This window comes from Streptomyces sp. NPDC001100 (assembly GCF_053598575.1).
The window spans coordinates 1-12,972 of record NZ_JBSFKO010000017.1 but is presented as its reverse complement, the minus strand read 5'-3'; the positions used below and the strand labels follow the sequence as shown (position 1 = coordinate 12,972).

Sequence of the window (12,972 nt, the reverse complement as noted above, 5' to 3'; positions counted from 1 at the left end):
CGGCTGCCGTGAAGGTAATAACGGGTTCTACAAGTAGCAAGAGGCACGGCAAGCCGAATTCCCTGCACGACCCTTGCGGTTGTGGACGGCCTGTCAGCAGACTGCACACAGAACTAGAACGCGTACTAGTTCTGCGTGGCGGGTGGCCGGGACGCCCGCGCCGCGCGGTGGACGAGGAGAGGACGTGTCCCATGGCCGCGGAACCCGTCATCGTGGAAGCCGTACGCACCCCCATCGGCAAGCGCGGCGGCGCGCTCGCCAATCTGCATCCCGCCTATCTGCTGGGCGAGACCTACCGTGAACTCCTCGGCCGCACCGGCATTCACGCCGACTGCGTCGAACAGATCGTCGGCGGCACGGTGACCCACGCCGGCGAACAGTCCATGAACCCCGCGCGCACGGCCTGGCTGACCATGGGCCTGCCCTACGAGACGGCGGCCACGACCGTCGACTGTCAGTGCGGCTCCTCGCAGCAGGCCTCGCACATGACCGCCAACCTGATCGCGGCGGGCGTCATCGACGTCGGCATCAGCTGTGGCGTCGAGGCGATGTCACGCGTGCCGCTGGGCTCGGGGTCGAAGCACGGACCGGGGAAGCCGTTCCCGGACGAGTGGAACGTGGACCTGCCCAACCAGTTCGAGGCCGCCGAACGCATCGCCCGCAACCGGAAGTTGACCCGCGAGAACGTCGACTCGCTCGGCCTGATCTCGCAGGAGCGGGCGGCCATCGCCTGGTCCGAGGAGCGGTTCAAGAAGGAGACGTTCGCCGTCCAGGTGCCGACGACGGAGGACGAGCAGCGCGCCGGCCAGGGCATGTGGCGGCTGGTCGACCGGGACGAAGGCCTGCGCGACACGACGATGGAGGGACTCGCGAGGCTGAAGCCGGTCATGCCGACGGCCGTCCACACGGCGGGCAACTCGTCCCAGATCAGCGACGGCGCCTCGGCGATCATGTGGGCGTCGAAGCGGATGGCGCGGGCGCTCAAGCTCAGGCCGAGGGCAAGGATCGTGGCTCAGGCGCTGGTCGGAGCCGACCCGCACTACCACCTCGACGGGCCGATCGACGCGACGCGCGCCGTACTCGGCAAGGCGGGCATGACCCTCAAGGACATCGACATCGTCGAGATCAACGAGGCTTTCGCATCAGTGGTGTTGAGCTGGGCGCAGGTCTTCGAACAGGACCTGGAGAAGGTCAACGTGAACGGCGGCGCGATCGCCCTCGGCCATCCGGTCGGGGCCACCGGTGCCCGCCTCATCACCAGCGCACTGCACGAACTGGAGCGCACCGACAAGGAGTTCGCGCTGATCACCATGTGCGCGGGCGGGGCACTGGCGACCGGGACGATCATTCAGCGCCTGTAGCCGACCAGTCGGCGGGGATCAGTTGCTCCGCCGCGCAGGCGCGGAAGGCCGCGAGCAGTCGGCGGTTCTCCTCGCCTGCGCGGGTGGCCAGGACGACCGGGATGGGATCCACGCCCTCCAGCGGGACCGTGGTCAGATCGGGCCGCAGACCCTTCAGGACGCTGCCCGCCGGGGCGAGGCACACCGCCTCGCCCGCGGCGATGAGTTCGAGCTTGTCCTCCAGGTTCCTGACGAGCGGACCGTCCGGCGCCGGGCGTCCGTCCGGACGGGGGTCGACACGCCAGAACGCGTTGAACTCCTCGTCGGGGAACCGGGGTACGGGCTCGTCGGCGATGTCGTCGAGGGTGATGAGTTCCTTGCCGGCCAGCCGGTGGGTGACCGGCATCATCACCACGCGGGGCTCCTCGTAGAGGACGGTGACGCTCAACCCCTCGGTGGGGAAAGGGAACCGGCCCACGACCACGTCCACCCGGTGCTCCAGCAGGGCGATCGGCAGCTCGCCCCAGCCCAGGAAGCGGCTGTGCACGTCGGCGTCCGGGTGGCGCGCACGCAGGGCCCGCACCGCCGGGGTGACGATGAGCCCGGTCATGAACCCGATGACGATACGACTGGGCTGCCCGACCGCCCGCGCCACGGCCGCCGCCTCCTCCGCCGACCGCAGCAGCGCCCGGGCCCGGGGCAGGAACGCTGCCCCCGCTTCGGTGAGTCGGGTGCCCTGCGTGGTCCGGTCGAGGAGCCGCACCCCCAACTCGCCCTCCAGCCGCCGCACATGGCGGCTGAGCGAAGGCTGCGCGAGATGCAGCACGGCCGCCGCCCGCCCGAAGTGCAGTTCCTCGGCGACGACGGTGAAACAGCGCACCAGACGCAGGTCCAGGTCGGTCATACATCGACTGTACGTCCGTAGGAGCTGGGGTGATACCGGAACTGAATCACGTCTTCCGGAGTCGGTCTTGGACGGGCGTACCCAGGCGGGCGCAGGCTGGAAGCACACCACTTCCGAACCCACCTGGGGTGATTTCGTCATGCGTGTTTTCGTCACCGGCGCGACCGGATTCGTCGGCGGCGCCGTCGTCCGCGAACTGCTCGACTCGGGACACCAGGTCCTCGGCCTCGCCCGCTCCGACACCTCGGCGGAACAACTGGCCGCGACCGGAGCCGAGGTCCACCGGGGTTCCCTGGAGGACCTCGACGCGCTCCGCGCGGGCGCGTCCGCCGCCGACGGTGTGATCCACACCGGTTTCATCCACGACTTCTCGAACTACGCGGCCTCCGTCGTGACGGACCTGAACGCGGTCAGGGCCCTGGTCGACGCGCTCTCCGGCTCGGACCGCCCCCTCGTCATCAGCTCCGTGATGAGCCACGGCCCGACCGAGGACGACGTACCCGACCCGTCCGCACGCCCCGACCTGCCGCGCCTCCCCGCGGAGGTGACGGTCCTGGCGGCGGCAGCGCAGGGCGTCCGCGCGTCGGTCATCCGACTGCCGCAGGTGCACGGCGAGGGCGATCACGCCTTCGTCCCCGGCCTCATCGACATCGCCCGCGCCAAGGGCGTCTCCGCCTACGTCGGCGACGGCACGAACCGCTGGGCCGCCGTCCACCGCGAGGACGCTGCGCTGCTGTACCGGTTGGCGTTGGAGGACGCCCCCGCGGCCACTGTCCTGCACGCGGTCGCCGACGAGGGGGTACCGGTACGGGAGATCGCCGAGGTCATCGGCAGGCGGCTGGGCCTACCGGTGACGAGCGTGCCGGTCGAGCAGGCCGGGGACCACTTCGGCTGGCTGGGCCACTTCGTCGCGTCCGACCTCACGGGAACGAGCACGCTCACACAGAAGCGGTTCGGCTGGACTCCGACCCGGATCGGCCTGCTGGCCGACCTGGACCACGACTACTACTTCAACCAACCGTCGTAGCGGTCCAGTTGACGAAGGTGGTGAACGCGGCGGGGTCGAGGGTGAGGATCGGCCCCGCCGGGGTCTTGGAGTCGCGGATGAGGAGGGCGGTGGGGGTTGTGGGGCAGGAGGCTTCGGCGATCTCTACGCAGTTGCCGCCCTGATCACCGCTGTACGAGGACTTGCGCCAGGCGAGGGGGCCGATCGGCGCGCACTCGATGCAGTTGCCGCCCTGATCACTGCTGTAGCTGGACTTCCGCCACTGCGTCCCCGTCGGCATCGCGTTGTTCCCCATAACGTTCCTCCATCACGCGCCGGATCAGCTCCGCCGAGTCCCTGAGGGAGAGGGCGGCGGCCTGGAGATGATCGTAACGGAGCGAACAGTCCTTGACAGTGTCCGGGTTGGCTGTGGGATGCCCGCTTCCGTAGCTCTCCGTGTAGACGATGGTCGGGTCGCTCGGAAAGCGGTAGAGGTCATACGAGCCTTGAAGTCCCGCGTGCGCTCCGGTCGAGTGCGGCAGAACCTGGATGTTGATCCGAGGATTGTTCTCGTAGGCCAACAGGCGGGCCAGTTGGTTCCTCATGGTCTGTCGGCCGCCGATCTCCAGATACAGCGCGGCCTCGCTCAGGATCGCCCAGAAGACCGGCGGCTCCTCCTTCTGGAAGATGCGCTGACGAGCCATGCGTACGGCGGTCCGGTCGTCCAGGTTGCTCTGGTCCAGCGTGCCGAGCACAGCGCGGGCGTACTCCTCGGTCTGGAGGAGACCGTGGATCATCTGTGCCTCGAACGAGCAGATCTCCACTGCCCGCGCCTGCAATTCGGCCACCTGCTGGAACCAGGACGGGAGTTGGCTGCGCAGCACCAGATCGAGCAACCGGGTCAGCAGCCCACCTGTGTCGAGCGCCGCGTCCACCCGCTGGCTGAACTCCAGCGTGGGCAGCTTGCGGGCCGTCTCGATCTGGCCGATCAGTGACCCGGTGTAGTTGACGATCTTGCCGAGTTCCCGTTGCGTGAGACCGGCGGCCTCTCGGTAGCGGCGCAGTTCGAAGCCGTAGTAGTCCAGCGGCGACGCCCCTGGATCGAGGGTGTTGATGTGCACGCGAAGCCCCTGCCTCCCGACAACCGACCAGAAGTGTCCACCCGCGAACGGGTTGTATTCGTGCCGTTGCCGAGGGTAGCGGCGGGGCGGCAGCCTCATAGTGTGAATGAACCAACTCCCCCCGCCATGCTGGCCTTTCCCGACCGCCGGCAGTACGTCATGCGCCTCACCGTGGGTGAACACTCCGCCCGGCACATCCGCCGTATCGTCCGCTCGTTCCTGCTGGAGTGGGGCATGCCGGAGCTGTCGGACACCGTGGAACTGGCCGTGACGGAGCTCCTCGCCAACGTCGTCCGGCATGTTCCGGACCGGCGCTGCGGACTGCGCCTGCAACGCCGGCTCGCCGGAGTTCGCGTGGAGGTGACGGACGGCTGTCCTGAACTCCCCGCCCTGAGGCCGGAGTTGGATCCCGAGTCGGAGAACGGCCGCGGGCTCGTGATCCTGGACGCGGTGACCGACAAGTGGGGGGTGTCACCGGCGTCGAGGGGCGGGAAGACGGTGTGGTTCGAGTGCTCGTGAACTCGGGCCGTCAGCCGCCGAGTTCGGCGGTGTCGTCGGCGGGCGGGGTCTTGACGGTCACCTTCTGGTTGATGTCGAGGAAGGTGACGGTCAGGTCGAGCCTGCCGCCGTCGGGGTCGTTCTGGGTGGGATAGGTCTTGCCCTGTACCCGGAACTGCTTGGGGTGGTCGTCGCCGTCGACCCACAGGTCCATGGTCAGGGTGCCGTCGACCCGCAGGGCCACGAACTGGTCGATGCTGTCGGTCCGGCGCTGCCAGGACGCCTTGCCCTTGGCGGCACTCTGGGCCGCGCGCAGGCCGCGGGTGGTGACCGTTCCCCGGTAGTGCACGGCCTTCGTGCCGTCGACCGTCTCTGCGCCGATCCGCCGGACATCCTTGGAGCCTGCCAGGATCGTGGACTGGACGACCGGGCTCCCCTCCAGCGAACCGGGCAGCACACCATAGGAGTTGTTGTCCGCCGCGCCACGCCCCCACACGGCCGGCTCGGCCTTCAGCCAGCCCTTGCCGCCCCACTTCGCCGTGTCGACGCCGCTGCCGCCGAGGTAGATCGACTTGCCGACGAACCGGATGTCCAACTCGCCGGGCTTACGCGCTCCGACCACCGTCATCACCATCGTCATGGCCGCCGGTTTCGCCTTCATGGACGCCTCGGCCGTCAGCCGCCCCCTCTCGGGCACGGTCCCGCTGACCCGGTAGTGCAGCGAGGTGATGTCCTCGGACTTGTCCGCTACCTCGGCCACGGCCGCCGAGGGCGCCAGCTCGGCCGAGTCCGCCTTCACGGAGCCGTCTCCGCACCCCACCGCTCCCCCGCCGAGCAGCACGACGGCGAACGCCACACGCACCGAAATCCCCACAACTCCCCCTGGAATCAGGCGTGTTCACGCCGGTCAAGAACACGATCTTATTCAGGGACGGCAGAATTCGGCGGGTGACCAGTTGGAGGCGCTTGCAGGACAGACGGTTCAACGGATACCTGAGGGTCAGGCTTCCGCACGAACTGGACGCCGAGGTGGACGCTTTCGTCATCGCGTACATGAGCCGCCCGGAGCCGCTCGACCTGGGCCGGCTGGCCGCAGGCGTACTGAGCGCCTACGGCCGGCGCATGGCGTCCGTGGCGGTCAGGACCCGGTCCCCCGAAGCGCTGCGGCGCGGACTCGTCGCCATAGGCCTGGCCGAGGCGCATCTTGAGGACCCGCGCAACAATCTGTACGGGCTCGCCGCGCTCCATGACGGCGCGTCGCTGATCGGCACCCCGTTTTCAGGTCTCATCACCGAGGTGTCCCGCTGTCTCCCGCCGTCCGGCCTCGCGGCACTGCGCGATTTCGACGGACGCCAGGACCGCGACAAGACCATCGAAGCCATGGGGATCAGACGGACCGGTGAGGGCGAGACCTTCCTCTACCGGTAGGCCGTCGGCTCCAACTCGGTTTTGATCTCCGCCGGTTGAGGTCTCGCCGACCGCGCCCGCGGCCCCTGGAAGAGGTACGCCAGCCCGAAGCCCGCCGCCACGACCGCCGCTCCGCCCGCCGCGTCCAGTACCCAGTGATTGCCGGTCGCCACGATCGCCGAGACAGTGAAGAACGGGTGCAGGAGCCCCAGAGCCTTCATCCACCACTTCGGCGCGATGATCGCGATGACGACACCGCACCACAGGGACCAGCCGAAGTGCAGCGAGGGCATCGCGGCGTACTGGTTGGTGAGGGCGGTGAGGGTGCCGTAGTCCGGCTTGGAGAAGTCCTGGACGCCGTGGACCGTGTCGATGATGCCCAGGCCGGGGAGGAGGCGGGGCGGAGCCAACGGGTAGAGCCAGAAGCCGACCAGGGCGAGCAGGGTGGCGAAGCCGAGGGAGGAGCGGGCCCAGCGGTAGTCGACCGGGCGGCGCCAGTACAGGACGGCCATCACGCTCAGCGGGACCACGAAGTGGAAGGACTCGTAGTAGAAGTTGAAGAACTCCCGCAGGAAGTCGACCTTCACGACCCAGTGGTTGACCGCGTGCTCGATGTCGATGTGCAGGAAGCGCTCGATGTCGAGGATCTGGTGGCCGTGGTGTTCCGCCGTGACCCGGCCGCCCGCGTTGGTGCCGCCCGTCGCCGCGAGGCGGACCTGCTGGTAGGCGGCGTAGGTGACGCGGATGAGGAGGAGTTCGAGGAGGAGGTTCGGGCGGGTGAGGACGCGGCGCAGCTGCGGGATCAGCGGGACGTGCTTCCAGCGCGTCGGGACCGGCTCGGCGTACTCCGTGGGGATCGGCCGCCGGTAGTACTCCGACGTGCGCGGCAGGAACGGCACGACGGTCGCGGCGGCGAGGGCCGCGAGCAGGACGACGTTGTCACGTACGGGGTACATGGCCGGCATGTTCGGCAGCATCATCTTCGCGGGCAGCGTGACGACGAGGACCACCGCCACCGGCCACACATACCGGTCCGAGGCCCGCTTGCCGACCCGGCCGACCACCGCGAGCAGCACCCACAGCAGCTGGTGCTGCCAGGTCGTCGGCGACACGGCGATCGCCGCGCAGCCGGTGACCGCGACCGCGAGCAGCAGCTGCCCGTCGCGGGCGTAGCGCACGGCACGGCGCAGGCCCAGGTACGTGACGACCGCGCCGAGCGTCAGGAAGACGCCGATCTCCAGCGGCCCGGTCAGGTCGAGGCGCAGCAGCGCGCCGTGCAGGGACTGGTTGCCGAGGCCGTCCGCCTTGCCGCCGAGGCCGACACCGGCCATGTGGTGCACCCAGTAGGTGTACGAGTCGTGCGGCATCGCCGCCCAGGCGACCACCACGCTCGCGGCGAACGTCAGCGCGGAGGTCACGGCGGCCCGGCGGCGGTCGGTGAACCACAGCAGCGGCGCGAACAGCAGCACCGTCGGCTGGAGCGCGGCGGCCAGACCGATCAGCACGCCGCTGGCCCGCTCGCCGCGCACCGTGAAGCAGGCGAGCAGCACGAGCAGGACCGGGATGATGCTGGTCTGGCCGAGCCAGAGCGTGTTGCGCACCGGCAGCGACAGCATCAGCAGGCTGATCGCGACGGGCGCGGCGAGCAGCGAGGCCCGGCGGGTGACGGGCTGCGGCAGGGCCCGCGAGACGACGAGACCGAGCGCCACGACGAGCAGCAGCGTGCCGAAGGTCCAGCCCCAGCCGAGGGCCTGCTCGGCGGCCCGGGTGAGCGGTTTGAGGACGAGCCCGCCGAAGGGGGTGCCGGTGAACTGCGTCGAGTCGTACAGCGAGCCCTTCACATGCAGCACGCCGTTCGGCCCGACCCAGGTCTCCAGGTCGGTCAGCCGGTCCCCGCGCGGGGTGCTGAGGACCACGGCCACCTGCCGTACGGCCAGGACCGCGGCCACCAGCCACAGGACCAGGCGCGCGGCGCGCAGCCGTGCCCTGGCCGTCCCGGCGGCCGTCGACCCGAAAGCTCCTACGGCTCCCGCCGGTCGCCCGCTGTGCTCCACGTTCGCCACGCCTCGTAGGCCTCCCGCCCCGCTCGTCCCACGCGTCACACGCGCGGCTGTTCCCTCTGCGAACCTTATGAGGTTCGCACCCCCTGCGGGAGAGACGCAGGCAACCCCCTCTTCACCTGTCGGCCGCTCTCCTTTTGTCCGGATGACGATAGTCGGCCCCGGGTTGCCTGGGCACGGCAAATAACGGCGTATCCGTACAGTGAGTGACTACACACGAACGGGTTCGCAACATTCTCACCGAATTCATGATCACCGGATATACGAAAGGCACCGGCACATCACATGAGCGAGTCGCAGCTGTGGAACGACGTCGACGACTACCTGATCGGCCACCTCGCCCCGCACGACGAGGTTCTGGAGGCGACCCTGCGCGACAGCGACTCCGCCGGCCTCCCGCAGATCGCCGTGTCCGCCGCCGCGGGCAAGCTGCTGCACCTCCTCGCCCGCATCCAGGGCGCCGCCCGCATCCTGGAGATCGGCACCCTGGGCGGCTACAGCACGATCCTGCTGGCCCGCGCGCTGCCCGCCGACGGCCGCCTGGTCACGCTGGAGTACAGCCCTAAGCACGCCGAGGTCGCGGGCCGCAACATCGCCCGCGCGGGCCTCGACAAGCTGGTCGAGATCCGAGTGGGCCCGGCCCTGGACTCACTGGCCGCACTCGCCGACGAGAACGCGGCCCCCTTCGACCTCGTCTTCATCGACGCGGACAAGGCCAACAACCCGAACTACATCGAGTGGGCCCTCAAGCTGACCCGCCCCGGCAGCCTGATCATCGTCGACAACGTCGTCCGCGGCGGCCGGGTCGCCGACCCGGCCAACACGGACCCCGACGTCCTGGGCACCCGCGCGGCGATCGAACTGATCGGCTCGCACCCGCGCCTGTCCGGCACGGCGATCCAGACGGTGGGCGAAAAGGGCTACGACGGCTTCGCGCTCGCCAGGGTCATCGACTAGGAGCCCTCCACCGGGACGCCTCAACTCTCGTGATAGAAGCCGACGTTGACGCTGCGCGGCCCGGTGCGGTCCTTGATGACGATCTCGCCGCTGCCACCACGGGGCAACGGGACGCTCCCGCCGTAGCCGACCGTCTGGGCGTACTCCCCGACGATCAGCCGTACCTCGGAGGACGGGTCGGGCTGGGAGCCGCGCAGCCAGCTCACCTGCCAGATGCCCTCGGGTCCGCACAGGAACTCCAGATGGACCCGTGAGATGAACAGCCAGTCGTCCGGTGTCACCAGCCGGCACACCGACTCGTCGCGGCCCACCCGCAGCACCGCGCCCGGGTCGCTGGGCGCCTCGGCCATCAGCATGCCGGCCGTGGCGCCCTCGTCCGTCCCGGAGACCGAGGCCATGGTGAGTTCGAGCACGTGCGCTTCCCCCTTGAGGTGTCCTTACACAGCCGCCGCATGATAAATCCCCCGGCCGCGCCACGTCCGGCACAATGGAGTCATGACCGAGCGAAAGCCACCGGGTGTGTCCTTCGAGTCCTGGGTCGACAAGCAGATCCGGGACGCCGAGCGAGCCGGCGAGTTCGCCCAACTCCCCGGAGCGGGCAAGCCGTTGCCCTCCGGTTCCGACACGACGTACGACGAACTGTGGTGGATCAAGCAGAAAATGGCCCGCGAGGGCATCTCCGTGCTCCCGCCGACGCTGGCACTGCGCAAAGAGGCCGAGGACGCCCTGGCTGCGGCGTACTCGGCCCCTTCGGAGCGGATCGCTCGGCAGATCATCACCGAAGTCAACGTGAAGATCCGCGACATGATGTTCAAGCCGCCGCCCGGCCCGCCGCTGGGGATGAAGCCGTACGACGTGGAAGAGGTCGCACGGGAGTGGCGGGAGCGCCGGGCGCTCGACGGACCCGACGGGTCACCTGCGTAGCTCACATGTGCAGCAGCCGCTCCGTCAGCTCGCGGTAGTCCCGCAGGGCCAGACGGAGTTGCTCGGTGTCGTCGGAGCCCTTGGACTCCCAGGAGCTGTGCAGGGTGTCACGGCGCTTGGTGACAGCCTCCGTGAGACGGCCGGCCACCTCTTCGAGGACGTGGGCGGCCTCCTCCACGGCGGAGCGGGGCTCGTCGACGAACCCGGTCACCGCGTGCTGCAGCCGCAGGCTGAACTTGTCGCTCTCGTCGTGCGGCAGCAGGCTCCCGTTCTCGGTGTCCAGCCGGTCGTGCCGCTTGTCGGCGGACCCGGCGACCGGCGCGGCGGGAGGAGGCTCGGGGGCGTGCACGGGCCGCCGCATCGACTGCGCCTGCTGGTCGCCACGGGCCGTCTCGTCGCCCTCGCGCGGTGCGGCCTTGTCGGCCTGGCGCTCGGTCTGGCGCGGTATCGGGGTCACGGTCGTGGCTTCCCGCCGGTCGGCACCCTTCGCGGGGTCCCGCCGGTCGCTGCCGACGCCCGACCCCGCGCTGGTGCCCGTGCCCGGACTGATGCCCGTACCCGTATCCGCACCCGTGCCCGCACCGGTGTCAGTGTCGGTACTCGCGCCCTTGCGCTCGTCGCTCACGCCCTTGCGCTCGTCACTCGCACTCTTGCGCTCGTCGCTCGTGTCGCCGTTGGGTCGTGTCACATCGGTCATGCGGCTCAACTTCCCTTCACTGCTTGCCTGTTGAATGAGCCGAACGCGTGGCGTCCGGTACGCCCGCGGCTGCTGCCACGGCCGCCGCCGTCGTCCGTGCTGATCAGGTCGTCGAAGAGGGCGCGGGCTTCGAGCATGGCCTCGCGCATCTCCTCGGTACCCGCCTGGCTCTCCGGCGTGCCGTTCGTGCGCGTGGTGACGACGCGGTGCACGCGCCGGTAGCCGTGGACGTGGTCCGCGTGGTGCACGGACAGCGCGTCGAACTGCTTGTCGTACTCCTCGACGTCGGGGAAGCCCCGGGCCCCGGCCACCTCGCCGAGCAGCTGGTCGACGTCGGTCAAGGCCTGGCGGGGCGAGTCGACGAAGAGCTCCTGGGCGGCGGCCCAGCGGGCCTGGTACTGCTCACGGGCCGCGGGCTCCAACGGCTGCTCCTGCAGCGAACCGTGCTGCTGGACGCGCTCGCCGAGCTCCCGCTCGGCGGCCTTCGTGTCGCCGTCGTGCCGGGCCACGGTCCGGTCGTACTCGGGCCCGAAGCGCCGCTTCAGACCCGAGCCGCCCATCGCGCCCCGGGCACGCGGTACCAGGGCCGCCGCGGCAGCGACCACGCCGACCAAGATCACGATCAAAACGATGATCACGCCTGTGGACATGAGTGCCTTCCGGATTCTTGGCCAACCGGCTCTCGTAGTCGGTCGGTTCCCGTACCGGGTTGCCGCAAAGGACCCCTTCAAACGACGGCCACGGCTACGGGGATTCCGTGATGCCGGTGTGTCGATTCCGCCCCGGCCCGATCGACGCATGGGTAAAGGACCGGTTGAGACAATCGAGGAGACTGTCATGGGTGAGGTCATCGCACGGCTGGCCATGTCGCTGGACGGCTACATCGCGGGGCCGGAGTCAGGGCGGGAGCACCCGCTCGGGATCGGCGGGGAGCGCCTGCACTCTTGGGTGTTCGGACTCCGGAGCTTCCGTCGCATGCAGGGCATGGCGGGCGGAGACACCGGGCCGGACGACGAACTGCTCGCCGAGTGGATCGAACGACCGGGCGCGGTGGTCATGGGCCACGGCATGTTCATCACCGGGGAGACCCCGTGGGGCGACGAACCCCCCTTCCACGCCCCCGTGTTCGTCGTCACCCACCACCCACGCGAACCGGTGTCGAAGAAGGGCGGCACGACCTACCACTTCGTCACCGAAGGCCCGCAGCACGCACTGGAGTCGGCACGCAAGGCAGCGGGCGACAAGGACATCTCGCTCGCCGGCGGCGCCGACCTGGTCCAGCAGTTCATCCGCGCCGGATGGCTGGACGAACTCCTCCTGCATGTCGTACCCGTGCTCGCGTGCGGCGGACGGCGCCTGTTCGACAACGTGGGCGACCAGCACATCGAGTGGCGGAAGACGCAGGTGCTGGACTCTCCGGGGGTCACCCATATTCGGTTGCGCCGCACCCCCACGGCCTCCTGACAATGCCCGCATGACCTGGACGATCGCCCCGGAGCCCTACGACTCCCCCGTAGCCGCCGCGCTCTGGAGGGCGTACTACACGGAGGTCAGCGACCGCTGGTACCTGCTCCACGAGAACCGGCGAACAGACCCGGAGGAACTGGAGCGGGAGATCGCCGCCCGCACCGGCTCCGAACTCTCCCCGCCCCACGGCCAGTTGCTGGTCGCCCGGTACGGGGGCGAACCGGCCGGCAGCGCGGGCGTACGCCTCCTCTCCCCGACGACAGCCGAGCTGACGAGAGTCTTCCTCCACGAGGGGATGCGCGGCCGGGGCGGCGCCGCGAAGCTGGTGACCGCGGCAGAGGAGACAGCCCGCGACCTGGGCGCCGACACCATGATCCTCGACACCCGCCACGACCTCATCGAGGCCCGCACCCTCTACACCCACCTCGGCTACAAGGAGACCGACCGCCACAACAACGACCCGTACGCAGAACACTGGTTCCGCAAAGCCCTCCTCAACCCACGGTGAGGGCCCACCAACTCCCACTGTCCCCACGCGTCGGCCGAGAGGGAGCCGTAGGGGCGCGCCGGTGTCGAGAGCCCCAGCGCGCGGAGGCGCGCAGCGCCGAGCAC

At 69.6% G+C, this 12,972-nt stretch carries 16 protein-coding genes; 8 read left to right on the top strand and 8 right to left on the bottom strand.

The features are described from left to right. The first annotated feature begins 191 nt into the window (after positions 1 to 191). Positions 192 to 1,361, top strand: a complete 1,170-nt coding sequence (locus ACWDEW_RS24655; RefSeq protein ID WP_450515091.1) for a steroid 3-ketoacyl-CoA thiolase — start codon at positions 192 to 194, stop codon at positions 1,359 to 1,361. Here ACWDEW_RS24655 and ACWDEW_RS24650 read toward each other — a convergent pair. Beyond that, entirely contained in the window at positions 1,345 to 2,244 is a 900-nt protein-coding gene (locus ACWDEW_RS24650) for a LysR family transcriptional regulator (protein WP_450515090.1), read from the bottom strand. The two genes, ACWDEW_RS24655 and ACWDEW_RS24650, sit on opposite strands and share 17 nt — an antisense overlap. A gap of 139 nt (positions 2,245 to 2,383) precedes the next feature. On the opposite strand from ACWDEW_RS24650, the gene ACWDEW_RS24645 reads away from it, so the two are divergent. Then, positions 2,384 to 3,271, top strand: a complete 888-nt coding sequence (locus ACWDEW_RS24645; RefSeq protein ID WP_450515089.1) for an SDR family oxidoreductase — start codon at positions 2,384 to 2,386, stop codon at positions 3,269 to 3,271. Here ACWDEW_RS24645 and ACWDEW_RS24640 read toward each other — a convergent pair. Both ACWDEW_RS24640 and ACWDEW_RS24635 read right to left on the bottom strand, forming a co-directional pair. After that, a complete protein-coding gene (locus tag ACWDEW_RS24640) occupies positions 3,255 to 3,530 on the bottom strand; it encodes a DUF397 domain-containing protein (RefSeq protein WP_450515088.1) in 276 nt (91 codons plus the stop codon). The two genes, ACWDEW_RS24645 and ACWDEW_RS24640, sit on opposite strands and share 17 nt — an antisense overlap. Then, positions 3,487 to 4,350, bottom strand: coding sequence for a helix-turn-helix domain-containing protein (locus tag ACWDEW_RS24635; protein WP_450515087.1), 864 nt, complete (start codon positions 4,348 to 4,350; stop codon positions 3,487 to 3,489). The genes ACWDEW_RS24640 and ACWDEW_RS24635 overlap by 44 nt, the downstream gene beginning before the upstream one ends. Positions 4,351 to 4,476: 126 nt before the next feature. On the opposite strand from ACWDEW_RS24635, the gene ACWDEW_RS24630 reads away from it, so the two are divergent. Next, positions 4,477 to 4,869, top strand: a complete 393-nt coding sequence (locus ACWDEW_RS24630; RefSeq protein WP_450515270.1) for an ATP-binding protein — start codon at positions 4,477 to 4,479, stop codon at positions 4,867 to 4,869. Positions 4,870 to 4,879: 10 nt separating this feature from the next. Here ACWDEW_RS24630 and ACWDEW_RS24625 read toward each other — a convergent pair whose 3' ends face one another. Continuing rightward, complete coding sequence (locus tag ACWDEW_RS24625) at positions 4,880 to 5,710, bottom strand: hypothetical protein (RefSeq protein WP_450515086.1); 831 nt, start codon at positions 5,708 to 5,710, stop codon at positions 4,880 to 4,882. Positions 5,711 to 5,814: 104 nt separating this feature from the next. On the opposite strand from ACWDEW_RS24625, the gene ACWDEW_RS24620 reads away from it, so the two are divergent. Then, positions 5,815 to 6,276, top strand: coding sequence for a hypothetical protein (locus tag ACWDEW_RS24620; RefSeq protein WP_450515085.1), 462 nt, complete (start codon positions 5,815 to 5,817; stop codon positions 6,274 to 6,276). On the opposite strand, the gene ACWDEW_RS24615 is transcribed toward ACWDEW_RS24620, so the two are convergent. Next, positions 6,267 to 8,318 carry a bifunctional glycosyltransferase 87/phosphatase PAP2 family protein gene (locus ACWDEW_RS24615; protein ID WP_450515084.1) on the bottom strand — a complete coding sequence of 684 codons (2,052 nt, stop codon included), beginning with the start codon at positions 8,316 to 8,318 and terminating at the stop codon, positions 6,267 to 6,269. The genes ACWDEW_RS24620 and ACWDEW_RS24615 overlap by 10 nt on opposite strands. Positions 8,319 to 8,600: 282 nt before the next feature. Here ACWDEW_RS24615 and ACWDEW_RS24610 point away from each other — a divergent pair, with 282 nt between their 5' ends. Next, a complete protein-coding gene (locus ACWDEW_RS24610; protein WP_450515083.1) occupies positions 8,601 to 9,272 on the top strand; it encodes an O-methyltransferase in 672 nt (223 codons plus the stop codon). 20 nt (positions 9,273 to 9,292) lie between these two features. Here ACWDEW_RS24610 and ACWDEW_RS24605 read toward each other — a convergent pair whose 3' ends face one another. Continuing rightward, entirely contained in the window at positions 9,293 to 9,685 is a 393-nt protein-coding gene (locus ACWDEW_RS24605; protein WP_450515082.1) for a hypothetical protein, read from the bottom strand. Between the two features lie 82 nt (positions 9,686 to 9,767). On the opposite strand from ACWDEW_RS24605, the gene ACWDEW_RS24600 reads away from it, so the two are divergent. Then, positions 9,768 to 10,196 (top strand): DnaJ family domain-containing protein, encoded by a 429-nt coding sequence (locus tag ACWDEW_RS24600; RefSeq protein WP_450515081.1) that lies wholly within the window; start codon positions 9,768 to 9,770, stop codon positions 10,194 to 10,196. Position 10,197: 1 nt separating this feature from the next. Here ACWDEW_RS24600 and ACWDEW_RS24595 read toward each other — a convergent pair whose 3' ends face one another. Both ACWDEW_RS24595 and ACWDEW_RS24590 read right to left on the bottom strand, forming a co-directional pair. After that, positions 10,198 to 10,893, bottom strand: coding sequence for a hypothetical protein (locus tag ACWDEW_RS24595; RefSeq protein WP_450515080.1), 696 nt, complete (start codon positions 10,891 to 10,893; stop codon positions 10,198 to 10,200). A gap of 5 nt (positions 10,894 to 10,898) precedes the next feature. Continuing rightward, complete coding sequence (locus tag ACWDEW_RS24590; protein WP_450515079.1) at positions 10,899 to 11,543, bottom strand: hypothetical protein; 645 nt, start codon at positions 11,541 to 11,543, stop codon at positions 10,899 to 10,901. 187 nt (positions 11,544 to 11,730) lie between these two features. Between ACWDEW_RS24590 and ACWDEW_RS24585 the strand changes: the two genes are divergently transcribed. Together ACWDEW_RS24585 and ACWDEW_RS24580 are read left to right on the top strand one after the other, a co-directional pair. Continuing rightward, positions 11,731 to 12,357: a dihydrofolate reductase family protein gene (locus tag ACWDEW_RS24585; protein ID WP_450515078.1), complete on the top strand. Its 627-nt coding sequence runs from the start codon at positions 11,731 to 11,733 to the stop codon at positions 12,355 to 12,357. A 10-nt stretch (positions 12,358 to 12,367) separates the two neighbouring features. Beyond that, positions 12,368 to 12,868 carry a GNAT family N-acetyltransferase gene (locus ACWDEW_RS24580; RefSeq protein ID WP_450515077.1) on the top strand — a complete coding sequence of 167 codons (501 nt, stop codon included), beginning with the start codon at positions 12,368 to 12,370 and terminating at the stop codon, positions 12,866 to 12,868. The last annotated feature ends 104 nt before the right edge of the window (positions 12,869 to 12,972 follow it).